Origin of the sequence: Corynebacterium sp. c3Ub_189, assembly GCF_039907195.1 — a bacterium.
Classification (GTDB): Bacteria; Actinomycetota; Actinomycetes; order Mycobacteriales; family Mycobacteriaceae; genus Corynebacterium.
In genome coordinates this window covers 1-22,597 of sequence record NZ_JASBOF010000014.1, presented here as the reverse complement: position 1 = coordinate 22,597, position 22,597 = coordinate 1, and the positions used below count along the sequence as shown (strand labels likewise).

Here is a 22,597-nt window from a genome sequence, read left to right as displayed (position 1 = left end):
CCGCTGATTTTAGCCATGGTAACCAGCGCTATCGCCGAAGGAACCGTAGCCATTGCCGCGAGGGTTCTCGCCGCGATCATTGAGGGCGTCGATGATGGAGCGGATGGTGGCCTCTCCTATGCGGTCGGCACGCCCCCACGAGCGAGGGGCCTGGCGAGAATTGTGCGGTGCTGATTCTGGGCGCGGCGGCGCTGGCTTTTCCTCCCGCGGCGTGGAGACCTCGACGGTCAAGGTGGTGCCATCAAGGCGGAGGACGTCACCATCGCGCACGCCCGCGGCACGCGCTGCAGAAAGCAGCGCGGATAGTTCGCTCACCGTGGCGTTGTCCACATCGAGTTGCAGCTTAAAAGACATAACTAGCCAGTCCTTTCTTGTTCCCATCCCACTTTAGAGCCCGAAAGTGCAAAAAGTAAGGCCACAATGCGCGCATCGGGGACTTTCAAGGCTAACTCTAAGAATGCTCGAAGGATTCCTCCTCGCCCCAGAAGACCTCATCTACAACCTTCCGGGCATGGCGGGTAAGTTTCAGATAGTTTTCTAGAAACCCTTGGTTATCCTCCGGCGGCCAGCCAGCGGCACCGGCTACCTGGGCCAGCTGCGGACCGGGCCCGGGCAACTGGTCGACGCGCTTGCCGCGCACGAGCACCAGTGCATTGCGGGCGTCGGTAGCCATAAGCCAGGCTTCGCGCAGGTCCGAGACCTGCTCGGCAGAGAGGATTGCGTTTTCCTCCAAGGCGTCGAGCACGCGCAGTGTGGACGGATCGTGCAGTTGGGCATACTCGTGAGCATGCATCATGGTCAGGAGCTGTACGGTCCATTCAATATCTGAGAGCGCACCGCGCCCCAGCTTGGTATGAGTATTGCGGTCCGCGCCGCGCGGCAGGCGCTCATTGTCCACGCGCGCCTTCATGCGCCGGATATCGCGAATGGTCGAGGCGCTCGCGCCGCCTTCTGGGTAGCGGAAGCTATCGACCATGAACATAAATCGCTCGCCTACTTCCTTGTCACCAGCCACGAAGGCCGCGCGCAACAAAGCCTGCAGCTCCCAAGACTCGCCCCACTCGCGGTAGTAGCGCTCATAGGAGGAGATGGTGCGTGCCACCGCACCAGAGCGGCCCTCTGGGCGCAGGCCCAAATCGACGTCCAACGGCGGGTCGCCCGAAGGCTTAGACAAGCGTCGCCGAAGCTTATCGACGATCCCGATGGCCCACTTCACGGCCTCCCCTTCCGCACCAGAGTCATCGGCCGGTTCGCTAGGTTCTGCTACGACGAGCACATCCGCATCTGAGCCAAATCCCAGCTCCATGCCTCCCAAGCGGCCCATGCCAATGACGGCGATGCGCGCTGGCGGCTCTGCGTCCTCGTTAGCCAGGCGCCACGCACGCACCTCGGCGCGAAGTGCAGCCTCAAGGACAGCATCCCAAATTGTGGAAAGCTCGTGACACACCTGCTTGACCGGCATGAAGCCCAGCAAATCCGCACTGGCGATGCGGGCCAGCTCGACTCGGCGCAACGAGCGCGCCACCGCCACCGCTTTATCCGGGTCGGCGTGGCGCTTGCTGGAATTGACCAGCGCCTTGGAAACCTGTTCGGGCTTGGTTTCTAGCAGTTTGGGGCCAGTGGCGCCGTCGGAAAGCTGCTTAACCGAATCCGGCGCGCTAATAATCAGATCAGAAGTAAACGGCGAGGTACCCAGAATGTGCATGAGCCGCTGGCCCACAATTCCTTCATCGCGCAGCATGCGCAAGAACCATGACCTATCGTTCGCGGCCTCCGAGAGCTTGCGATAGTTCAACAGACCCATATCGGGGTCTGCGGTATCAGCCAGCCATTCCATCAAGGTAGGCAGCAAAATCGCCTGGATGCGTGCCTTGCGCGAGGTTCCCGCCGCCAAGGAGGTCAAGTGCTCGAATGCGCGGTCGGGGTGGTTATAGCCCAACGCGGCCAGCTGCAGCTTGGCGGCCTCCGGCGACAGCTTGAGCTCATCGGCGGACATGGTGACCACGGAATTAAGCAGCGGCCGGTAGAACAGGCGCGAGTGCAGCTCGGAGATCCGCAGACGGATTCGGCGCAGGTGCGATAGCATGCGCTCGGCCGCCGACTTGGTGCCCTGCGGATAAAAGCCGGCGATGCGCGCCAGCCACTTCATCCCCTCTTCATCGTCCTTTTCCGGCAGCGTGTGTGTGCGGCGGAAGCGCTCCAATTGCAGGCGGTGCTCAAGCAGGCGCAAAAACTCATAGGCTTCAATGAGCTGGGTGCCGTCCTCGCGGCCGACGTATCCCGCTGAAATCAGCGCTTCCAGCGCTTCCACCGTGGAAAGCGCGCGCAGCGTCTCATCAGAGCGACCATGCACCAACTGCAGGAGCTGGACAGCAAATTCGATATCGCGCAGGCCGCCCACGCCTAGCTTCAGCTCGCGGTGTTTGAGCTCTGCGGGAACATTGGCCAGCACGCGGCGGCGCATGGCCTGTACGTCCTCAACAAAGGACTCGCGCTGCGACGCCGTCCACACCATCGGGCGAATCTGGTCCAAATAGTCCTGGCCTAGTGGGAGGTAGCCCGTCATAGCGCGCGCTTTAAGGAGCGCCTGGAATTCCCACGTCTCTGCCCATCGCTTGTAGTAGGCCACGTGGGATTCCAAAGTGCGCACCAACGCGCCCGACTTTCCCTCCGGGCGCAGGTTGGCATCCACCTCGAAAAAGGTGGTGGATCCAATGCGATTAAACTCCGCCGCTAGCCGCGTGGCCCTAGGGGTTGCCTCGCTGCCGACGAAGATGACGTCCACATCGGAGATATAGTTCAGCTCGCCTGCGCCACACTTGCCCATCGCCATGACTGCCAGCTGTGCATCCAAGGGTTCATCGCCGTAGATGGTGCGCACGGCGCAGGCAAGGGAGGCGGTTAAGGCGGCGTCGGCAAGCGCGGTGGTCAGCGCCGTAGTCTGGCGGAATCCTACCTCCGGCTGCAGCTTGGTCTGGCCCTTGCGTGAATGGAAGGTGCCCGCCACATCACAGGCGGCAATGCGCATCATCAAAGTGCGGTAGGTCGTGCGCAGCGCCTTCTTATGCTCACCCTCGCCGGCGCGGTAAGTACCCGCCGCGCTCAAGTCCTCGCGCGCCGGATCGGGCCGGTCCACGTCGTGAGCAAAGTCCGCAGGCTGGGCATCGACCGCACCAAGCAAGCTTTGCAGCATCTCTTCGGGCTGAGGAAGGGGTTTTTCTAATTCTCGCCACAGTTCAGGGTGTGCCGCGAGATGATCGCCAAAGGCGGTCGACGCCCCCAGTAAGGCGAAGAGGCGCACGCGCAAGGTTTCATTGGACCGCACGGCATCATCTAGCTCTGGGGCTTGTTCATAGATGCGGATCAGATTATTGAGAGCCAGGTCTGGATCCCCCACGGCAGCGAGGGTCCACAACAGATCCGCTGATTCCGGATTCTTCCACCCCAGCTGCTCAATATCCTGGGCAGCGTGCGAGCGGGTAAGACCTAGTGTGGCCGGTGAAGGCACAGCAGCAGGACGCATTATTCTCCTAGAAGTTCAGGTTATTGCGCAGCTCAAAGGTGGTGATTTGGCTCTGATAGTGGTGCCACTCATCCCATTTGGAGCGCAGGAAGAACTCAAAGACGTGCTCGCCCAAAACTTCTGCCATGAACTCGGATTTTTCAAATTCTCGCAAGGCCTGATCCAGGCTAGTGGGTAGATCCTTATAGCCCATTGCCCGGCGCTCGCGGCGGGTGAGCTGGTGGACATCGTCCTCGGCCGGTTCATCGAGCTCGTAGCCCTCGCGGATGCCTCGCAGGCCTGCTGCTAGTAGCACCGCATAGCCCAGGTAGGGGTTCATCGAGGCATCAATGGAGCGGATTTCTACCCGGCGCGATTCTTCCTTGGTAAGCCGGTAGGTGGGAACGCGGACCAGCGCGGAGCGATTCGATACTCCCCAGGTGGCTGCGCCCGGCGCCTCGTTGCCGAACATCAGGCGCTTATAAGAATTGGTCCATTGATTCACAATCGCGGACATCTCCGTGGAGTGCTCCAAGATGCCGGCGATGAACTGGCGGCCGGTCTGGGACAAAGAGAATTCATCATCCGGATCGTGGAAAGCATTGGATTGGCCTTCAAAAAGGCTCAAGTGGGTGTGCATGCCTGAGCCCGGCAGGTGCTCAAAGGGCTTAGGCATGAAGGTGGCGCGCACATTGGAGTTGGTGGCCACCTGCTTGATCACATGCCGGAAGGTCATGATGTTATCGGCCATGGTGAGCACGTCCGCATGGCGCAGGTCAATTTCTTGCTGGCCCGGCGCGGTTTCGTGGTGGCTAAACTCCGTGGCGATTCCCAGCGATTCCAGCGCTAGCATTGCCTTCCTGCGGAAAAGCGGGGCGGTATCGTGCGTTGCTTGGTCGAAGTAACCGCCGTTGTCCGTGGGCACCAAGTCTGTGAGTTCGCGGCCGCGCTCGAAGAGATAGAACTCGATTTCTGGTGAGGCCATGCAGGTGAACCCATCGTTGGCGGCCTCGGTGACCTGGCGGCGCAGGATATGGCGCGGGTCCACCATGGAGGGCTGGCCGTCTGGCTGTGCGATATCGCAAAACATGCGGGCCGATTGCAGGTCCGGCTCATCCAAATCAAAGGGCAGAATCTGGAAGGTGGAGGGATCTGGCAGCGCGATGGTGTCAGACTCAGAGATACGAGAAAAGCCCTCTACGGAAGAACCATCAAAGCCAACACCTTCTTCAAAGGCCGATTCCAGCTCGGACGGGCTCATGACCACGGATTTAAGGGCGCCCAGAATATCCGTAAACCACAGGCGGATAAAGCGGATATCGCGTTCCTCAACGGTGCGCAAGACAAATTCGTGTTGGCTATTCATGCTTTAGACCTTACCGGCTCTCCCCCGAGGGATGTGCAGTTCATGCGACAGTTTTTCCGGGGCGAAATGCGCAGGTCGCAAGAGTATCTAGGGGGTGGCCAGTGGGGGATTTTCCGGCAGGAGCCAGCTCCAGCGCATGCTTTGCTAAGTGGGCAAGCAAACACACGTACACCTCTTAAAGGACGAATCTTTATGACCACCCACTGCGATGACCTTTCTGCTCACGTAATCGAACGCCTCGTCTCCGCCGCACAACAAGGCTGGGCGCCGGCGGACTTAGAACACGTCTTAGGCCCGCACGCCTATCCCATTATTTACCGTGCAAGCCCCCATGTGCCGGCACGAATTACCTCCCCTGCGCTGCGCAAAGCATGGCTACAGATGGCCCCTCCGCAGGAAAACTTCATTCCCCGCGATAAGTTACGCGCCATTATTAAAGAGCTCATTCACCTACCGAGGCTGCGCGATACCGAGCTTTTAGCCTCCGGCGAATCCTTGCGGGAGGACGGGCTCAGCGATAAGCAACGCAAAATCCGCGAGAAGGTTCTAGGCCTTTTGCGGAAAGCGGAATCTACCAGCTTTGAGGATGAGGCCGAGGTCCTCATCTCTAAGGCGCAGTCCCTGCAGCAGAAGTATCGCATCGAAGACCTGCTTACTTCCGAGCTGCCTCATCTCATTTCCCACCGCGTGCACATCCACCCGCCGTATATCAAGCACCAGGCTTCCCTGTTAAGCACCATCTCTGACGCCAATGGATGCACCACTCTCCTGATTCATGACAAGGGCTTGGCCTGCGTGATTGGCGCTCCGGCCGACGCCGCCCATTGCGCCGACCTCTTTGCCTCCCTCAACCGTCAATGCGATTGGTTCATGCGCAATGGTGACGGCGCAGAAATTGCCCGCGCTACGGGCTCTACCGCTGCCTATCGCCGTAGCTTCCGGCTTTCTTATGCCGCCCGCATCGGTGAACTGCTCACTCAAGCAAATGAGGATGGCATCGCAGATAACCTGCGGGAGTCCCAGTACTGCTCTCACCACGCAGAGGCTGTAGCTACCCAAACCCTTCCGGCGTTGCAGGCGCGCACCGATCATGCCATCGACACTCGCAATCGTCTTTTCCCCAACCTGACGGAAATGTCGCTTTCCATGAACAGCATGCACGGCATCAACGACGGCATTGCGGCTGCCGATAAATCTCACTTTGGCGGCGATGCTTCCGGGATCGGTTCGGTTCCAGAAATTACGCAGTAATTTTGCCCTGCTCAAGGCCATTCTTCCCTCCCGTTCCCTGCTAGCGAACGGGGGGCGAGGAGCGACACCGAAACGAATGCTTAACGGGTAGGATCACCGGTGAGATATTGGTCTAGAAAGTAAAAGGTACGTGAATGTCTACACAGTCTTTTCTCGAAGTTGAAGCGAAATTCTCCGTAGCCGAGTCCACTCAGCTCCCTGAACTGACCCGCCTCGAGGGAGTTGACCACGTTGCAGACACGCGCCACCACGCGCTTTCTGCCATCTACTACGACACCGAAGACCTCCGCCTCACCCATGCAAAGGTCACCCTCCGCCGTCGCACCGGTGGTAATGATGATGGTTGGCATATCAAGATTCCTAGCGAGGCTGGCCGCACTGAAATCCACGCCGAGCTGGGAGAACCTGTAGATGGCCGCTACGAAGTACCTGAGGAGCTTCTCCACCAGGTCCGCTCCATTATCCGCCACAACGAACTCACCCCGATTGCTCAAGTAGACAACAAGCGCACCGAGATGGTCCTAGCGGATGCCGATAATAAACCGGTAGCAGAATTCTGCGATGACCACGTCACCGCCTTTTCCTTCCTTCCTGGTGGCCAGCAGCAGTCGTGGCGCGAGTGGGAAGTAGAGCTCGCCGGTGAGCTTCCTGGCACTGAGGAAGGTACGCAATTCATTCGCCGTGCCACTTCCCTGCTCATCGGTGCCGGTGCGCGCGTTTCTTCCTCCCCATCCAAGCTGAAGTCTGCTTTGGGCGATTCCTACGCCAATGCCCCGCTGCCTCCAGCCCTGGTATCGCCGGATGTGGACCCAGACTCCCCTGCCGCGGCCGTCATCACTGCACTCCAAGCCAACCGCGACAAACTAGTTGATTATGACCCGCGCGTGCGCCGCGATGAGTGGGACTCGGTTCACCAGATGCGTGTCGCCACCCGCGAACTGCGCAGCCACCTGCAGACCTTCCATGGCATCGTTGTCGGCCCAGAAATCGACAAGATCGAAGCCGAGCTCAAGGAGCTTGCCGGCATTTTGGGCGTTGCTCGAGATGCGGAAGTTGTAGAAGAGCGCTGGCAGAAGCTGCTGGAGTCCGAAGATTCTGACACCTTGGATGACTCCACCCGCGAGCACATTGCGCAGGATATGGGCAACGCCTACCGCCGCGCGCACCGCCGCGTTATCGCAGCCCTGGATTCCGAGCGTTACCTCGAATTGCTGGAATCCCTGGACCGTCTTCTCGCTGATCCGCCAACGGCCGATAAGCAACAAGAGTCCGCTCCGGTAGCTAGCGAAGCGGAGGAGCAGTCCTCTGCGGAAGAGGACGCCGCTACCCCTACCGAATCCAGCGAGGACAGCGCGCCTGCTGCGGACAAGTCCGAGCACAAGCCGGAGAAAAAGAAGTCCAAGGCCAAGTCCGCCGACATGGATACCGTGATGGCGCAGCACCTTGAAAAGGCCTATAACAAGCTGGTCAAGCGCCATAAGAAGGCCGTGAAGAACTGGGATAACCAGGAATTGTCCCTGCACGAGCGCGAGGATTATTTCCACGATATGCGCAAGGCAGCAAAGAAGCTGCGCTATGCAGCTGAAGCAGCTGGTTCTGCTACCAACCTCAAGACCAAGCGCCTCTACAAGGCCTGCAAGCAGATGCAGTCGGTGCTCGGTGACTTCCAGGATTCCGTGACCTCGCGCGATAAGCTGCTCGAGTTGGCAGAGTCCGCTCGCCGCCGTGGGGAGAATACCTTTGGCTATGGCCTGCTCTACCAGCGCGAGCGAACCATTGGCCTAAAGGCCCTTGATGATTACGCCGAGTCTTTCAAAGACATCAAGGCTGCGTTTAAGCCGCTGCGCAAGAAACTAAAGTAGCCGCGCTCCCCGGGTCGGCGCCGGGAAACACGGCTTTAAAAGAGATGGCTGGGAGTTAGTTACTTCCAGTCATCTTCTTCGTCTGCGGCATCTGCCGCATCATTGCGGGCTTGGGCGATTTCGATGGCGTTCTCTGCCTCTTCGCGGGTGTCATACGGGCCCATCCGATTTTCCCAACCAGAGGTCTTGCCTTGGCTGACTTCCTTAGTGGCGGGATCAAAGAACCACTTCTGGTCTGCATCGCTCATGAAACTATCCTCTCAGTCGTTGCATCAACGGCACCGGCTGACTGCTGCCGCTGATATGGTTTCTGCCCACACTACCTACGCTGTCTCACCGCTGCCCGCTAGAATGTGGGGCAGCACAATTCTTTTATACGAATCCATGTCGTATTCCCCGCCACCGCGCACATAGGTGGCGGGCGTTCGTTGCTTTAAACGCACCGCCGCGTGTGTGGGGCAACGAAGACTACTGGTCCCAGAACCTGGAAAAGGAGCTTTAGCACCCATGCCACTGTGGTCAACGCCTGCAGAGCCCGTAGCCGAGCGCGCCGCCCAAGCACATACCGAGTTCACGGGCAGCGCTCCAACGCATACCGCCAGCGCGCCGGCAACGTGGTCCCTTATTGGTGAACATATTGATCACTTCGGCGGCATTGTCGCCATGTGTGTAGGAAAGTTGCGCGCTGCAGCGGCAGTAAGCCCGCGCACCGACGGCGTGGTGGCCGTCCATTTCCACCCAGCTCAGGGCGAGACTGCCCATGACTCGATTAGCCTGCAGGCGCTTGCAGAACTGGCAACGGCGCAACAGCCCACCACGGATGCGGAAGGCCAGCCTGTTATTCCGCCGGCACCACGAGGTGGGTTAGCGGCCCGCGTGGGTGGCATTGTCCACACGATGATTAATCGTCAATTGCTCTCCCGAGAGACGGCCGGTGCGGATATCACCATCGCCTCCGATATTCCAGAGGGCGCAGGTGTGGGCGCGGATGCCGCTGCGGACGTCGCGGTGGCGCTAGCGCTCATGGGCGCAGATGCGGATCTCGATGCACCGTTGAGGGCCCGGGTCGCGGATGTCTGCACCCAGGCCGTTTCTACCTTCGCAGCGCGGCCGCCACTGCGCGCACGCCACAGCGCAGCGCTGCGCAGCACGGGTGAGGGCGTGTGCATCATGGACTACGCCGATGGTTCGGTCACCCACGCCCCGCATGTGGTGGGGCGCGCGATGTCCGTCTTTGCGGTGGCGGTGCCGGAGGATTTTTCCGCGCAGGAGGAAAAGGCCATCGCCGATATCCGCCAGCGCCAGCGCTTTATCGATGATGCGTGCCACTCCTTTGGCACCGATTCGCTGCGCTTGCTTCCCGACGCCCAACAGCGCGTCCTCGACTGGCTCAAGGCCGTGCACAAGGTATACGGCGAGGAAGGCCGCCCGAGCATCAGCGCCGCCACGGAGTGGATGGCCTTTTATGAGGAAGAAACTGAGCGCGTAGAAAAGTTTGCGCGCTGCCTGCGCTCGCACCGCGGCGCGGAGCTCTTCCCTATCCTGTTGCAGTCGCAGTCTTCCTTGGCCAATATCTACGGTTTGGATTCGGCAGAAAAACTCGCCGAGCTGGTCACGGTTCGCGGTGCCGTAGCGGGTCGATCGGCGCATGCCGGCACCTCGAACGCGGTCATTGCTTATGTGCCAGCGAAAAGCGCGCACAATTTCGCAGCTGACTTGGCTGAAGACGGGCTGCTCGTCGTCGAGCTGCAACCAGGCGAGGCCGCCCGCGGCGAAGGCTAGGAGCCTTGCCGGCTAGTCGGCCGGCCAGGCAAAAAGAACCTCGCGCGAATCGGTATCCGCCGTCACCAGCGAGACAGTGGTTTCACTGCCGGTTTCCGGTGCGCCCACGGAGTGGGCGAAGACGGGTGGCTCCGGCACGAAAATCCGCGCCTTGTCCCGCTTCGGATCGCCGCGAACCACAGTGGCTGGGAAATTGGTACCCAGCCAAGGTCGCAGCACTGTCGCCTCCGTCAGGTTCAGGCAAGCCTTATCCACTTGGGAGGCGAGCTGCGAGGTCGAACGCATTGCCCCGATGACCTCCGTGGCGCTGCCTGTTACCCACTCGGGAACCTCATAATCGCCGCATAGCGCTAGGCATACTTCCGTGGCGAACCTATCGGAAAGGCGTCGCAACGGCGCGGTGACGTGGGCATAGTAGCCACCAATACCGGCGTGTACTTGCGCTTCCTGCTCGCCTAGCCAGGCATAGTCGGCTCCGCGCAAAAGGCTTTGGGCTTCGCGCATGACGGCCATGCCGCGCGGGGAATCGGCGTCGACGGTGAGGAGGAATTGGGGAATGGGGGCGTCGCCAAGCGCAAAGCCTAGGGCCTGCGCCTCGGCGCGAAATTGACGCTCGTGCTCCGGCTCGGCCGCGGGCAGGGTGCGCAAGAAGCCCACGCCAGCTTCCTGCATGAGGCGCCCGGCGCACATGCCAGCAAGCAAAGACATCTCCGAGTTAAAGTCCATGACCTCATAGCGTGGCTCGATGATGAGCTCGAAGGTGCCGTCCTCGTTGTCCACCACTCGCTGGGAGGGCAGGCGCAAGGAAATGGCCTCGCGGCGCAGGGAGGATTCCTGGCGCAGCCGTCCGACCACTGGCAGCAGTGCAATAGATGGGTGGAGGTTGCCGGCCGCAAGATCCGCATGCGCGCCTTCATAATCCAGGCGGGCCTGGGAGTAAATGAGCGCGCGCTCGACGTGGAAGGACTCCACCTCGCCATTGCCATCCAAGTCAAAGGTCCACAACACGGCCGGCTTATCGGTGCCAGGCAGTAGCGAGGCTCGGTCCTCGGAAAGCTCTGGCGGGTGCAGGCGCGCGGGTTCATCGGGAAGATAGATGGTCTGGCCGCGGCGGAACGACTCGCGCTCCAGCTCGCTGCCGGGCTCGATGAAAGCAGCAACGTCCGCGATGGCATAAAAGACGCGGTATCCGCCCTCGCGTTCTTCGATGTAGACCGCCTGATCCAAGTCCATGGAACCGGCGGGATCCAGGGTCACGAAGGGAATGTCGCGGGCGTCGCGGCGCGAGTCGGCGTATCGGTCCTGCGCGCGGGCGGCCTGGGCGGTGACCTCTGCCGGAAAATCGGTGGCCACCGAAAATTCTGTGGCAATGGCGCGGAAATCGAGCGGGGCGGCGTAGAGCTTCATGCCCACCACCATAAACGTATTAGGGCGAATGAGCCGGCCTATAAGCCGGATTCTGTCTAACCGCGGCACTCCCTGGGAAGCACCGCGCGGTGAACATCCATCTAGACCAACCGTTGCCAGTTGGTTCCAGCAGCTACCTTCAGGCTCGAGCGAGCAGCCTTAAAACGCCTGATCGGGCCCCGCAACGTGGCGGGGCCGTGATGCCTTGCTCCCGGTGGGGTTTACCCAGCCACCGCCATCACTGACGGTGCTGGTGCGCTCTTAACGCACCGTTTCACCCTTACCTTGTGGCTCCAACTCGGCCGAAACCAAGTGGAGGTACAAGGCGGTCTACTTTCTGTTGCACTTGCCCGCGGGTTTCCCCGGGTTGCCGTTAGCAACCACCGTGCTCTGTGGAGTCCGGACTTTCCTCGGCGCCCACGCGGCAGCACGTGGCTGCCCGTATGAAGCGACGCGATCACCCGGCCGGCTCATTCGCGTTCTTTATTCTAGCGCAGGCCTGCCAGGTGGCCCACATCGTTAAATCCGTGCACCATAGAGCCGCCTTCCCAGAATTCCACCCGCGAAATGGCAGCCAGGTCGAGGAAGAGATGCCCAAAGGTGGCAGGGCCGGCATCGAGTGCTTGGCGGATGAAGGACTTAATTGGGTTGACGTGGCTGACCACCAGCACGGTCTTTCCTGCGAAGCGCTCTTGGAGCTCCTTGCGGGTAGTGCGCACGCGGCGGTTGACCGCCTGCAGCGATTCGCCGCCCGGACAGGCGACGCTCGCATCATGCAGCCATTCCTCGTGTAATTCCGGATCGCGCTGGTGGGCCTCGGCTGCGGTCTTGCCTTCCCACGCACCGAAGTCCACCTCGATGAGGCCTTCGACGGTCTCTACCTCGATATCCCGGCCATTGGCCACGGCCGCCGCGGTCTCTTGGCAGCGGCGCAGGGGCGAGCAGACGATGGCGTCAAAGTCGGCGTCGGCAAGCGCTTGCGCCGCGGCGAGCGCCTGCTTTTGGCCAAGCTCGGTAAGGCCCGGATTGGCGCGCCCCGAGTACTGCTTGGCAGCCGACATCTCCGTCTGCCCGTGGCGAAGCAAGATAAAGCGGGTGGTAGGTCCGCGGTCCCCCAGCCAATCGGTGGGGTGCGGCGCGGTGGTGTCCTGTTCCGCGGCTGGTGCTGGCTCGGAGTCTTCTTCGCCGGCAACGATGCCTTCGGGGTGCCCGGCGGCCGCGGCATCCATGGCGTCATTAGACAGGGCGTCTGCCACCTTGTTTTTGGCGCGCGGTACCCAGTCCAGGCTGAAAGTAGAAAAGCCGTTGATGTATTCGCGGGCGCGCAGGGCCAGCTTCTGCATATCGGGGTGCTTGATCTTCCAGCGGCCGTTGATTTGTTCCACCACCAGCTTGGAATCCATGTGGAATTCCACCTCGGTAGCGCCCATCTCGGTGGCAGCTTCGAGCCCGCGCAACAGGCCGTTGTATTCGGCGACGTTATTGGTTGACTTGGTACCTACCACGTAGACAATCTCGCGCAGGATGCGCTGCCCGCTGCCGTCATAGATAACGGTGCCGGAACCGGCTACTCCGGGGTTGCCGCGGGAGCCGCCATCGGCGTAGATGATGACCTTCATTAGACCAGGCGCACCAGGTAGGAGCCGCAATCGCCGCACTGCGGCAGCTCATCGGCCGGGGCATTGCGCACAGCGTTTTGCTCGGCCGGCGGCAAGACGATGAAGCAGCCGCCGCAGGCACGGTTGGCCTTGAACTGGGCGGCGCCTACGCCGTTTTCCTCGCGCTGGGTATCGTACTCGCTGAGCACTCCGGCGGGCAGTTGATCGCGCAGCTCGCCGATGCGCACGGCCGGATCTTCTTGATTGGCGGCCGCTTCCTTAGCCGCCTCGGCTGCGCGGCGCAGCTTTTCCAGCTTGCGCTCGGAATCAGAAACGCGCGCGCCGTGGACGTCCAGATTGGACCGCAGCGCGTGCACCTCGTTATGCGCCTCCTGCAGCTCGCTCATGAGGTCTGCGATGCGGGACTTGGCCGCGTAGAGATCGTGCTCCAGATCCTTGCGGGTTTCTGGGTCCACAGCGGCGCCAAGCTGGCGCTTATCATCGCGCTCGCGCTGGCGCAGCTTGCGCTCATCGGCCTGGATGCGCAGGATTTCAGTCTCCATGTCATCGACGGCCATCTGCGCAGAACTGGAGGCATCGAGCAGGCGCTTGTGCTCCTCTTTGGCCTTGTCATACTCGGCTTGTTCCGGGATTTCCTTCTCAGCGCCATGGCCCTGCGAGCGTTCCAGGTTGGCCAGCTCCAGCAGTACCGGCTGTAGTTCTTGCGATAGTTTCACTTATGACTCCTTTGGGTGCGCAGAGATAGTCCACGGGTCGGTGCGCAGGCTAATAATTTCCGTATCCAGTTCTAAAGCATCCTCTACGATATCGCGCGCTTGGGCCGTCCACGGAAATTCGCTGGCCCAGTGGGCGGTATCGATGACGGCGGGGCCGCCGGCGCGCAGGTGCTCATCCACCGGGTGGTGGCGCAGATCCGAGGTAACGTACACGTCCACGCCTAGCTTCGCGGCCGCAGAAAGGAAAGAATCTCCCGAACCGGAAGACACGGCCACCGTGCGCACCTTCTGGTCCGGATCGCCGGCGGCGCGGATACCCCAGGCGGTCTCCGGCAGGGCATTTGCCACCTGCTGGGTGAACTCGCGCAGGGTCATCTCCTGCGGCAGCTCTCCCACACGCCCCAGGCCGAGCGCCTTGTCCAGGTCCTGGTGGCCGGCGGTTTCCGTGATGTCATAGGCCGGAACCTCATAAGGGTGGGCGGTGTGCAGGGCCTTCAGCAAGGAGGAGCGAAGTGCGGCTGGGGCGACAAACTCGACGCGGAGTTCCTCGCCGCGGTGCAGCGCGCCAATCGTGCCCTCGGTAGGGTCAGCGCCCTCCTCCGGCTGGAATTGGCCCGTGCCGGCGATGTCAAAGGAGCAGTGCGAGTAGGCGCCAATGTGGCCCGCGCCGACGTCGAAAAGCGCCTGCTTTACTTCCTCGGCCGCGGCGACCGGCACGTGCACGCCCCACTTATCCACGCCCTGGGGCTCCGGCACGATGGGCCGACCGGGGTTGATGCCTACCAGCTCCGCGAGCTTGTCGTTGACGCCCGGCCGCGCCTTATCCGCGTTGGTATGGGCTGCAAAGAGGGCAACGCCATTGCTGACCAGCGTGTGCACTACCTTGCCCTTGGGCGTATCGGCCGCCACGGACTCCACCCCGCGCAGCAGCAACGGGTGGTGGACCACGAGCATGTCCGCGCCGAGCTCCACCGCGCGCTCGGCCACCGCCTGGGTGCAGTCCAAAGCGAAGGCCACCCGCTTTACCTCCGCGGCCGGATCGCCGCAGATAAGCCCCACGGCATCCCACTTTTCCGCCAGGTGCGGCGGGTAGGCCTCATCGAGTACGCGGCGGACATCGCCCACGCTCACAGCGGACATAGAGGTGCTCCTTTATGCTCGTTTCATGGAATAGTTACTACTGCTATATCCTATCTTCCGCACCACAGTACTATTCGCGCGAAGGGGTTTTCCGCATGACCGAATCCGATACCCGCTCCGGCCTTTACCTCGTCTTTGTCTGCACCGGAAATATCTGCCGCTCCCCCATGGCAGAAATCATCGTGCGCGATGAAATGGAAAAGGACATGCTAGACCTCGTCGCCACCGTAGATTCCTGCGGCCTAGGCGGCTGGCATGTGGGCCAAGGCGCAGATGAGCGCGCGATTGCCGAGCTGCGCCGCGGCGGCCACGATGGCGGTTCCCACCGCGCGGCCAAGCTAGGCGCCGAGCACATGGACGCTGATCTTTTCATTGCTATGGACAAGGGCCACCGCGAAGCCCTCATTGAGCACGGCATCGACCCAGCCAAGATTCGCTTGATGCGCAGCTTCGACCCCAACTCCCCGGAGGACGCGGACGTGGCAGACCCCTATTACGGTTCCACGGCGGATTTTGAAACCACACGCAAGAATATTGAGGCCGCCGTGCCTGGCCTGCTGGATTGGATTCGCGCTAACCGCGACTAAACTAGGCCCCATGCTAAAGACGTTCCTTAAGCCGGGTTGGGTTCTACTGCTGCTGTTCGTCGTGGCTTTTTCCTACCTGGCTTTTACCGTCCTTGCCCCGTGGCAGCTGGGCAAGGACGATGACATTGTGGAACGCAACGAGCTCATCACCCACGCCTACGAGGCCGCCCCACAGCCGGTGGAAGACCTCGTGGATGGCAACGGCGCCATCAAGGGCGATGAGTGGTCCCGCGCCACCCTGCACGGCCATTACCTGCCGCAGGATGAGGTGCTGCTGCGCCTGCGCCCGGTCGATTCCGGCCCGTCCTACCAATCCCTGGTTCCCTTCCGCACCGATTCCGGCCTGACCATCCTGGTTAACCGCGGCTGGGTCAAGGCCGGCGAGGCCAACGCCGTGCCTGATATCCCTGCTGCTCCCTCTGGCGAGACCACACTTACCGGCATGATCCGCGCCGACGAGGCCGAGCACCAGTCCGCCCCCATTAAGCAGGAGGGCTACCAGCAGGTCTACTCCATCCATACGGAGCAGATTGCCTCGCTTATCGACGCCCCCTTGGCCCACGACTACATCCAACTCTCCGCCGACCAGCCCGGCGTGCTCAACGCCATGCCCATCCCGCAGCTCGACCGCGGCAACCACCTCTCCTACGGCTACCAATGGATTGCCTTCGGCATCATGGCCCCGCTGGGCTTGGGCTACTTCGTGTGGTCCGAAATCCGTGAGCGCCGCCGCCTGCGCGAGGAGGAAGCAGCCCTCTCCGCCCTCGATGCCGATGCCTCAACTCCATCCGAGCCCGCGGACGCCTCCAGTGCAAGCTCCGCACCGGTAGAAGCCCCGTCCCCCGCGACCTCCCGGCGCGACGCCCACGCGGCCGCTGACGACGCCACCGATACCGCCCCAGCCGTTCCCGCCGCGTCCTCCTCGCATGCCGCCAGCCGCCGCAATCGCTCGCGCTACGGCGACTCCAAGCCGGATCACTACGCCAAGCTGAACAAGCGCCGCCGCGAGCGCTACTAGGTCCTCTGCCTGCCTAGGCTATTTCTTGAACATCCGCCCAGGCCCCGAATCAGCCACGTTAATGCGTTATGCCCTCCCCTCTTGGGGCATAACGTGGCCACAAGTTGGCTATCGAGGCTTTAACTCCTTAACGCTGCCAGCCACCTAAGCCCACCAACACAAAATGTCGTTTAACTCGACACGCCGCAAAACAACACAAGCTGTCGTTTAGGCCTCGGATGTCGTGGGGGTTAAGGGTCAGAAAGTGTGTCTGGAAACGGGGACTTTTAGGCTCTGACCTTTGAGTTAACGTCAAATATACGCTTCGGGAGCATATATCTGGCCTTGGGACGCTAAAACCCCGGTGTGGCTGCCAATCTGTGGTAGAAGACGGTCGTTCGACCACACTGCTACTGCGGTGAAGATACAAAATGCAACAAATCGGACAGCCGAAGCTTCGACCGATGGCGGTTTTAACCAGGTGGCTCTCCGCCATCAAGATTCACTCCCGATGCCCGTTACCTTGTGAGTGTCCCCGATAATGGGGATAGTCGCTGGTCCCGGTATGGCTTACCTGCCCTGTAGTTTCCATAATCCGGGGGGTGTTGCCGCCGGGTGCCAGGACTTTCGATGACAGCTGATAGGGACACGGCCAGTTTTAAACTAGGTCTCTTTGTAACGTGGGTGCTTGCAACGAAGGTCATGACACCAGCGACTGGAACAACGCCATACCCATCTCGTTTTCTAGGAGCTCATCATGTCTCCGGAGCATTCCATCGACATATTCCTTGGGTTAGACGTCGGCAAATCTGAACACCACGCCTGCGCCTTAGACCGTGATGGCAACAAGGTCTTCGACAAACCGTTGCCTCAACTCGAATCCGAACTAGCAGGCGTTTTTCACCAGCTTCAGAAGCTTGGCACCGTGCTCGTGATCGTCGACCAACCCAACACCATCGGCGCACTACCGATTGCTGTAGCCCGGGACTGCGGTTGCGAAGTCGGATACCTGCCAGGTCTTGCGATGCGCAAAGCTGCAGATCTCTATCCGGGACGTGCAAAAACAGACAAACGCGACGCATTCATCATCGCCGACACCGCCCGCACAATGCCCCACACGCTACGTGCCGTCGACCGCAATGATGAGGTACTCTCCGCCCTAAAGATGCTGTCCGGCTTCGATGATGACATCGCCCGCGATTGCACTCGCACTGTCAATCGGCTTCGCAGTGTCCTCACCCAGATCTACCCCAGCCTGGAACGAGTTTTTGCTGGTAGCACCCTGACTCGCACGCCGATCCTGGAATTATTGATCCATTACAAGGGACCGCAGGGGCTAAAAAGAGCCGGATACCAACGAGTGTTGAACTGGATGATCAAGCGCACACGTAAAGACCCCACCCCGCTGGTAGACGACATTTTTACAGCGCTGAAAGCTCAAACAGTCACCGTGCCTGGAAGCGATGCCGCCGAGTTAGTAATTCCTCAACTGGCTGCAAACATCCAGGCCCTCAAAGAGCAACGAAACACCATTGCTGAGCAGGTTGAAGAGATGCTCGCTGATTTCCCTCTTTGTGAGGTCTTGATGAGTATGCCCGGAGTCGGCATCAAGACCGCAGCGCAGATCCTTCTTGCGATCGGTGATGGCTCCGACTTCGCTAGTGCTGGCCACTTAGCTGCTTATGCTGGAATAGCACCCGTGACTAGACGATCCGGTTCGTCGATCAGAGGTGAATTCCCGGCACGGTCAGGCAATAAACGACTGAAAAACGCCTTGTTCTACTCCGCATTCGCAGTTATCCGCAGCCACGAACCGTCACGGCGGTATTACGAACGCAAACGCGCTGAAGGAAAACGCCACAACGCAGCAGTCATCTGCCTGGCACGACGCCGATGCAATGTCATCTACGCGATGCTGAAAAACAAGGAGTTCTTCCGCGAAATCCCGCCACGCCCCGTCGCCGCATAAAGCCCCAAAGACGAAGCCGACCAGCACACGCTGGCCGGCTCCTAGGCACGCCTAAGAAACTACTCCCAAGACTGTGCTCGTCAACATCGGTCTGGCACTTGACAAAAACATAGGGACACCCCCCAACACCACCCCACCCCAAAGTTCAATACATTGAATTTGGTGATTCATTGAACTGAACGCTATTCTTGGCTGCCATGAGTATTAGCGTCCAGAACTTGAGCGTGAGCTACGGCGCGAACACCGCGATTCGGAACATCAGCTTCACCCTCGACTCCCCCGGCATGCACGGCATCATCGGCCCCAACGGCTCAGGCAAATCCACCCTCATGAAGGCGATGCTCCAGATCCTGGACAAACACAACGTCCACGGCACAGGCCCCACCGGCGCCCCTGCCGGCTACCCCGTCACCCTCGACGGCAAGGCCCCCGCCGAGCAGCGCCGCGCAATCGCTTATATCGAGCAGCGCTCTGACCTCGACCGCAACTTCCCCACCAGCGTCTTCGACACCGTCCTGATGGGCACTTACCCGCGCCTGGGTCTTTTCCACCGCCCCGGCAAGGCCGAACGCGAAGCAGCCACCCAGGCTCTCAAGGACGTCGACATGTGGGACTTTCGCCACCGCCACATCAGCGAACTCTCGGGCGGACAGTTCCAGCGCGTCCTCTTTGCCCGCGCCATCGTCCAGGACGCGGAGTACATCTTCCTGGACGAGCCCTTCGTCGGCATCGACGTCCCCAGCGAGAAGACGATCGTGACCCTGCTGCGGCAGATGGCGGACGCGGGCAAGCACGTCGTCGTCGTGCACCACGACATGAACACGGTGCGCGGCTACTACAACGACCTCATCGTCCTCAACGGCGAGCTCGTCGCGGCGGGTCCCACCGAGGAGGTCTTCGTCCCCGACGTGCTGCAGAAGGCCTTCGGCGCGCTCGTCATCCGCGAGCCGTCAGCACCAGCCCACCCCACGCCACGGCAGGCAGCCCTCCAGGAGGAGACAGCATGATCGCGGAGTTCCTCGACTCACTACTCAGCCACGGCTACCTGCAAAACGCGCTGATCACCTCGGTGATCGTGGGCGTGGCCTGCGGCATCGTCGGCAGCTTCATCGTGCTGCGCGGCATGGCCCTGATCGGCGACGCCATCTCGCACGCCGTACTACCGGGGGTCGCGGCCTCCTACCTGCTCGGCACGAACCTCTTCCTCGGGGCGGTGGTCGCGGGTCTACTCGCCACACTGGCGATCGGGCTGATCGGCGAACGCTCCACTGTGAAGAACGATTCGGCGATCGGCATCGTCTTTTCCACCTTCTTCGCGATCGGCGTGCTGCTCATGGCGAAAGCGCAGACGGCGACGGATCTGACGGAGATCCTCTTCGGCAACGTCCTGACCGTTCAGGACGCCGACCGCAACCTCTCGATCGGTATTGCCGCTGCCGTGCTGATTCTCACGCTGGTCTTTTACAAGGAGCTCAAGCTCAGCACCTTCGACCCCGTCATGGCGCAGTCGGCTGGCGTGCCCGTGCGGGCAATCCACTACGGGCTGATGGTGGTGCTCACGCTGGTGACGGTCATTTCCCTGCAGACGGTGGGCGTGATCCTGGTGGTCTCCCTGCTGATTACTCCGGCGTCGGCGGCGTACCTGCTGACGAACCGGCTGGGAGTGATGATCGGGCTTTCAGTGGCGATCTCGGCGCTCAGCTCCGTAGTGGGGCTGTTCCTGAGCTATAGCTACAACGTGTCCTCCGGCGTGACGATCGTGCTGACCGCCAGCGCGCTGTTCCTGCTGGCTTTCCTCTTCGCGCCAGGCAAGGGACTGATTGCTCGCTCGCTGGGCAATAAGCCACTGGCCGCGCTGTTGGCCCTCCTGGTGGGCGGTGCCCTCGTGTTCGGGGCCGTGACCTTCTCGACGGAGGAGAAGGCAGACGGTGAGCAGCTGAACGTCGTCACCACCTTCACGCTGCTGGCGGACCTGGTGGAGGAGATCGGCGGCGAGGCGGTGGACGTCCATAACCTCGTGCCGACCGGCACGGACCCGCACGACTACGACCCCCTGCCCGCGGACCTGGATGCGACGAGCGACGCCGACCTGCTGTTCTACAACGGGCTGAACCTCGAGGGCGGTGAGCACGGCTGGCTCGCGAAACTGAAAAACACCGCGGGCCTGGACGATTCCCAGATGGTCGAGGCCACCAAGGGCGTGGAACCGAAGTACCTCAAGGACGAAAAGGGCAATCAGGAGATCAACCCGCACGCCTTCCTGGACCCGACCGTCGGCATCGCGATGGCCGAGAACGTGACCGCGGCGCTGGCCGAGGCCCTGCCCGAGCGTGCCGAGCACATCGAGGAGAAGGGGGCGGAGTACAAGGCCATGCTGGAGAGCATCGACGCCGACTACCGCGAGCAGATCGGTGCGCTGCCGAAGGAGGATCGTGTGCTCGTGGCCAGTGAACATGCCTTCCAATACATGGTCGACACCTACGGCATGGAGCAGCTGTATATCTGGCAGATCGACACGGATGAAAACGGCTCCCCCGCGCAGATCGGACACCTCGTGCGCCAGCTGAAGGACAAGCGCCCGAAGCACCTGTTCGTGGAGTCGAACGTGGATACGCGCCCCATGAAGACCGTCTCGAAGGAGGCCGGGATTCCGATCTTCGACGAGCCACTGCACTCCGATGAGCTCGGCAAGCCGGGCACGGTCGCGGGAACCTACGAGGATTTCCTGCGCAGCAACTTGAAGACCATGATCGCGGGGCTGAAGCGCTAAAACGCGAATGCTCGAGGCCCACATGCGTTGGGCTTCCCCGGTCGCATTCCCGTTACCTTGTGAGTGTCCCCGATAATGGGGATAGTCGCTGGTCCCGGTATGGCTTACCTGCCCTGTAGTTTCCATAATCCGGGGGGTGTTGCCGCCGGGTGCCAGGACTTTCGATGACAGCTGATAGGGACACGGCCAGTTTTAAACTAGGTCTCTTTGTAACGTGGGTGCTTGCAACGAAGGTCATGACACCAGCGACTGGAACAACGCCATACCCATCTCGTTTTCTAGGAGCTCATCATGTCTCCGGAGCATTCCATCGACATATTCCTTGGGTTAGACGTCGGCAAATCTGAACACCACGCCTGCGCCTTAGACCGTGATGGCAACAAGGTCTTCGACAAACCGTTGCCTCAACTCGAATCCGAACTAGCAGGCGTTTTTCACCAGCTTCAGAAGCTTGGCACCGTGCTCGTGATCGTCGACCAACCCAACACCATCGGCGCACTACCGATTGCTGTAGCCCGGGACTGCGGTTGCGAAGTCGGATACCTGCCAGGTCTTGCGATGCGCAAAGCTGCAGATCTCTATCCGGGACGTGCAAAAACAGACAAACGCGACGCATTCATCATCGCCGACACCGCCCGCACAATGCCCCACACGCTACGTGCCGTCGACCGCAATGATGAGGTACTCTCCGCCCTAAAGATGCTGTCCGGCTTCGATGATGACATCGCCCGCGATTGCACTCGCACTGTCAATCGGCTTCGCAGTGTCCTCACCCAGATCTACCCCAGCCTGGAACGAGTTTTTGCTGGTAGCACCCTGACTCGCACGCCGATCCTGGAATTATTGATCCATTACAAGGGACCGCAGGGGCTAAAAAGAGCCGGATACCAACGAGTGTTGAACTGGATGATCAAGCGCACACGTAAAGACCCCACCCCGCTGGTAGACGACATTTTTACAGCGCTGAAAGCTCAAACAGTCACCGTGCCTGGAAGCGATGCCGCCGAGTTAGTAATTCCTCAACTGGCTGCAAACATCCAGGCCCTCAAAGAGCAACGAAACACCATTGCTGAGCAGGTTGAAGAGATGCTCGCTGATTTCCCTCTTTGTGAGGTCTTGATGAGTATGCCCGGAGTCGGCATCAAGACCGCAGCGCAGATCCTTCTTGCGATCGGTGATGGCTCCGACTTCGCTAGTGCTGGCCACTTAGCTGCTTATGCTGGAATAGCACCCGTGACTAGACGATCCGGTTCGTCGATCAGAGGTGAATTCCCGGCACGGTCAGGCAATAAACGACTGAAAAACGCCTTGTTCTACTCCGCATTCGCAGTTATCCGCAGCCACGAACCGTCACGGCGGTATTACGAACGCAAACGCGCTGAAGGAAAACGCCACAACGCAGCAGTCATCTGCCTGGCACGACGCCGATGCAATGTCATCTACGCGATGCTGAAAAACAAGGAGTTCTTCCGCGAAATCCCGCCACGCCCCGTCGCCGCATAAAGCCCCAAAGACGAAGCCGACCAGCACACGCTGGCCGGCTCCTAGGCACGCCTAAGAAACTACTCCCAAGACTGTGCTCGTCAACATCGGTCTGGCACTTGACAAAAACATAGGGACACCCCCCAA

17 protein-coding genes and 1 other RNA gene are annotated in these 22,597 nt (G+C 60.8%); 9 read left to right on the top strand and 9 right to left on the bottom strand.

The window, feature by feature from the left end; genetic code table 11:
* Positions 1-9: 9 nt before the first annotated feature.
* The 3 genes from QKD99_RS08005 to QKD99_RS07995 form a co-directional block, all read right to left on the bottom strand.
* Positions 10-354 (bottom strand): hypothetical protein, encoded by a 345-nt coding sequence (locus QKD99_RS08005; protein ID WP_347951182.1) that lies wholly within the window; start codon positions 352-354, stop codon positions 10-12.
* Between the two features lie 97 nt (positions 355-451).
* Complete coding sequence (locus QKD99_RS08000) at positions 452-3,523, bottom strand: bifunctional [glutamine synthetase] adenylyltransferase/[glutamine synthetase]-adenylyl-L-tyrosine phosphorylase (RefSeq protein ID WP_347951181.1); 3,072 nt, start codon at positions 3,521-3,523, stop codon at positions 452-454.
* Between the two features lie 7 nt (positions 3,524-3,530).
* The gene (locus QKD99_RS07995; RefSeq protein WP_347951180.1) at positions 3,531-4,868 is read right to left on the bottom strand and encodes a glutamine synthetase family protein; all 1,338 of its coding nucleotides are present in this window, start codon (positions 4,866-4,868) and stop codon (positions 3,531-3,533) included.
* 192 nt (positions 4,869-5,060) lie between these two features.
* Between QKD99_RS07995 and QKD99_RS07990 the strand changes: the two genes are divergently transcribed.
* Positions 5,061-6,119, top strand: coding sequence for a DUF2786 domain-containing protein (locus QKD99_RS07990; RefSeq protein ID WP_347951179.1), 1,059 nt, complete (start codon positions 5,061-5,063; stop codon positions 6,117-6,119).
* Positions 6,120-6,253: 134 nt separating this feature from the next.
* Entirely contained in the window at positions 6,254-7,981 is a 1,728-nt protein-coding gene (locus QKD99_RS07985; protein ID WP_347951178.1) for a CYTH and CHAD domain-containing protein, read from the top strand.
* A gap of 59 nt (positions 7,982-8,040) precedes the next feature.
* On the opposite strand, the gene QKD99_RS07980 is transcribed toward QKD99_RS07985, so the two are convergent.
* Complete coding sequence (locus QKD99_RS07980) at positions 8,041-8,229, bottom strand: hypothetical protein (protein ID WP_238799357.1); 189 nt, start codon at positions 8,227-8,229, stop codon at positions 8,041-8,043.
* 259 nt (positions 8,230-8,488) lie between these two features.
* Between QKD99_RS07980 and QKD99_RS07975 the strand changes: the two genes are divergently transcribed.
* Complete coding sequence (locus QKD99_RS07975) at positions 8,489-9,763, top strand: galactokinase family protein (RefSeq protein WP_347951177.1); 1,275 nt, start codon at positions 8,489-8,491, stop codon at positions 9,761-9,763.
* Between the two features lie 12 nt (positions 9,764-9,775).
* Here the strand turns inward: QKD99_RS07975 and QKD99_RS07970 are convergent, their stop codons facing one another.
* The 5 genes from QKD99_RS07970 to QKD99_RS07950 all read right to left on the bottom strand — a co-directional run bounded on the left by QKD99_RS07970 (position 9,776) and on the right by QKD99_RS07950 (position 14,645).
* The gene (locus tag QKD99_RS07970; RefSeq protein WP_347951176.1) at positions 9,776-11,170 is read right to left on the bottom strand and encodes an RNB domain-containing ribonuclease; all 1,395 of its coding nucleotides are present in this window, start codon (positions 11,168-11,170) and stop codon (positions 9,776-9,778) included.
* A 25-nt stretch (positions 11,171-11,195) separates the two neighbouring features.
* Positions 11,196-11,643, bottom strand: an RNA gene (gene rnpB, locus QKD99_RS07965) — RNase P RNA component class A.
* 15 nt (positions 11,644-11,658) lie between these two features.
* Positions 11,659-12,789 (bottom strand): bifunctional RNase H/acid phosphatase, encoded by a 1,131-nt coding sequence (locus QKD99_RS07960; RefSeq protein ID WP_347951175.1) that lies wholly within the window; start codon positions 12,787-12,789, stop codon positions 11,659-11,661.
* On the bottom strand, positions 12,789-13,505 hold the full coding sequence (locus QKD99_RS07955) for a C4-type zinc ribbon domain-containing protein (protein WP_347951174.1): 717 nt from the start codon (positions 13,503-13,505) through the stop codon (positions 12,789-12,791). Before QKD99_RS07955 ends, QKD99_RS07960 begins: the two co-directional genes overlap by 1 nt.
* Entirely contained in the window at positions 13,506-14,645 is a 1,140-nt protein-coding gene (locus QKD99_RS07950) for a Nif3-like dinuclear metal center hexameric protein (RefSeq protein WP_347951173.1), read from the bottom strand.
* A gap of 95 nt (positions 14,646-14,740) precedes the next feature.
* On the opposite strand from QKD99_RS07950, the gene QKD99_RS07945 reads away from it, so the two are divergent.
* From QKD99_RS07945 to QKD99_RS07920, 6 genes are all read left to right on the top strand, one after another.
* The gene (locus QKD99_RS07945; RefSeq protein ID WP_239228280.1) at positions 14,741-15,232 is read left to right on the top strand and encodes a low molecular weight protein-tyrosine-phosphatase; all 492 of its coding nucleotides are present in this window, start codon (positions 14,741-14,743) and stop codon (positions 15,230-15,232) included.
* A 10-nt stretch (positions 15,233-15,242) separates the two neighbouring features.
* Complete coding sequence (locus tag QKD99_RS07940; protein WP_347951172.1) at positions 15,243-16,250, top strand: SURF1 family protein; 1,008 nt, start codon at positions 15,243-15,245, stop codon at positions 16,248-16,250.
* Between the two features lie 736 nt (positions 16,251-16,986).
* A complete protein-coding gene (locus QKD99_RS07935) occupies positions 16,987-18,198 on the top strand; it encodes an IS110 family transposase (RefSeq protein ID WP_011273191.1) in 1,212 nt (403 codons plus the stop codon).
* Between the two features lie 197 nt (positions 18,199-18,395).
* Positions 18,396-19,205 carry a metal ABC transporter ATP-binding protein gene (locus QKD99_RS07930; protein ID WP_035006260.1) on the top strand — a complete coding sequence of 270 codons (810 nt, stop codon included), beginning with the start codon at positions 18,396-18,398 and terminating at the stop codon, positions 19,203-19,205.
* Complete coding sequence (locus tag QKD99_RS07925) at positions 19,202-20,968, top strand: metal ABC transporter permease (protein ID WP_225746661.1); 1,767 nt, start codon at positions 19,202-19,204, stop codon at positions 20,966-20,968. The genes QKD99_RS07930 and QKD99_RS07925 overlap by 4 nt, the downstream gene beginning before the upstream one ends.
* Positions 20,969-21,259: 291 nt before the next feature.
* Positions 21,260-22,471: an IS110 family transposase gene (locus QKD99_RS07920; RefSeq protein WP_011273191.1), complete on the top strand. Its 1,212-nt coding sequence runs from the start codon at positions 21,260-21,262 to the stop codon at positions 22,469-22,471.
* Positions 22,472-22,597 lie beyond the last annotated feature (126 nt).

Bases quoted from the DNA above. Each gene is read 5' to 3' on its own strand.
- QKD99_RS07935 (WP_011273191.1), top strand. From the start codon at position 16,987: ATGTCTCCGGAGCATTCCATCGACATATTCCTTGGGTTAGACGTCGGC.
- QKD99_RS07975 (WP_347951177.1), top strand. From the start codon at position 8,489: ATGCCACTGTGGTCAACGCCTGCAGAGCCCGTAGCCGAGCGCGCCGCC.
- QKD99_RS07925 (WP_225746661.1), top strand. From the start codon at position 19,202: ATGATCGCGGAGTTCCTCGACTCACTACTCAGCCACGGCTACCTGCAA.
- QKD99_RS08005 (WP_347951182.1), bottom strand. From the start codon at position 354: ATGTCTTTTAAGCTGCAACTCGATGTGGACAACGCCACGGTGAGCGAA.
- QKD99_RS07960 (WP_347951175.1), bottom strand. From the start codon at position 12,789: ATGAAGGTCATCATCTACGCCGATGGCGGCTCCCGCGGCAACCCCGGA.
- QKD99_RS07985 (WP_347951178.1), top strand. From the start codon at position 6,254: ATGTCTACACAGTCTTTTCTCGAAGTTGAAGCGAAATTCTCCGTAGCC.
- QKD99_RS08000 (WP_347951181.1), bottom strand. From the start codon at position 3,523: ATGCGTCCTGCTGCTGTGCCTTCACCGGCCACACTAGGTCTTACCCGC.
- QKD99_RS07990 (WP_347951179.1), top strand. From the start codon at position 5,061: ATGACCACCCACTGCGATGACCTTTCTGCTCACGTAATCGAACGCCTC.
- QKD99_RS07970 (WP_347951176.1), bottom strand. From the start codon at position 11,170: ATGAAGCTCTACGCCGCCCCGCTCGATTTCCGCGCCATTGCCACAGAA.
- QKD99_RS07945 (WP_239228280.1), top strand. From the start codon at position 14,741: ATGACCGAATCCGATACCCGCTCCGGCCTTTACCTCGTCTTTGTCTGC.
- QKD99_RS07980 (WP_238799357.1), bottom strand. From the start codon at position 8,229: ATGAGCGATGCAGACCAGAAGTGGTTCTTTGATCCCGCCACTAAGGAA.
- QKD99_RS07995 (WP_347951180.1), bottom strand. From the start codon at position 4,868: ATGAATAGCCAACACGAATTTGTCTTGCGCACCGTTGAGGAACGCGAT.
- QKD99_RS07950 (WP_347951173.1), bottom strand. From the start codon at position 14,645: ATGTCCGCTGTGAGCGTGGGCGATGTCCGCCGCGTACTCGATGAGGCC.
- QKD99_RS07920 (WP_011273191.1), top strand. From the start codon at position 21,260: ATGTCTCCGGAGCATTCCATCGACATATTCCTTGGGTTAGACGTCGGC.
- QKD99_RS07930 (WP_035006260.1), top strand. From the start codon at position 18,396: ATGAGTATTAGCGTCCAGAACTTGAGCGTGAGCTACGGCGCGAACACC.
- QKD99_RS07940 (WP_347951172.1), top strand. From the start codon at position 15,243: ATGCTAAAGACGTTCCTTAAGCCGGGTTGGGTTCTACTGCTGCTGTTC.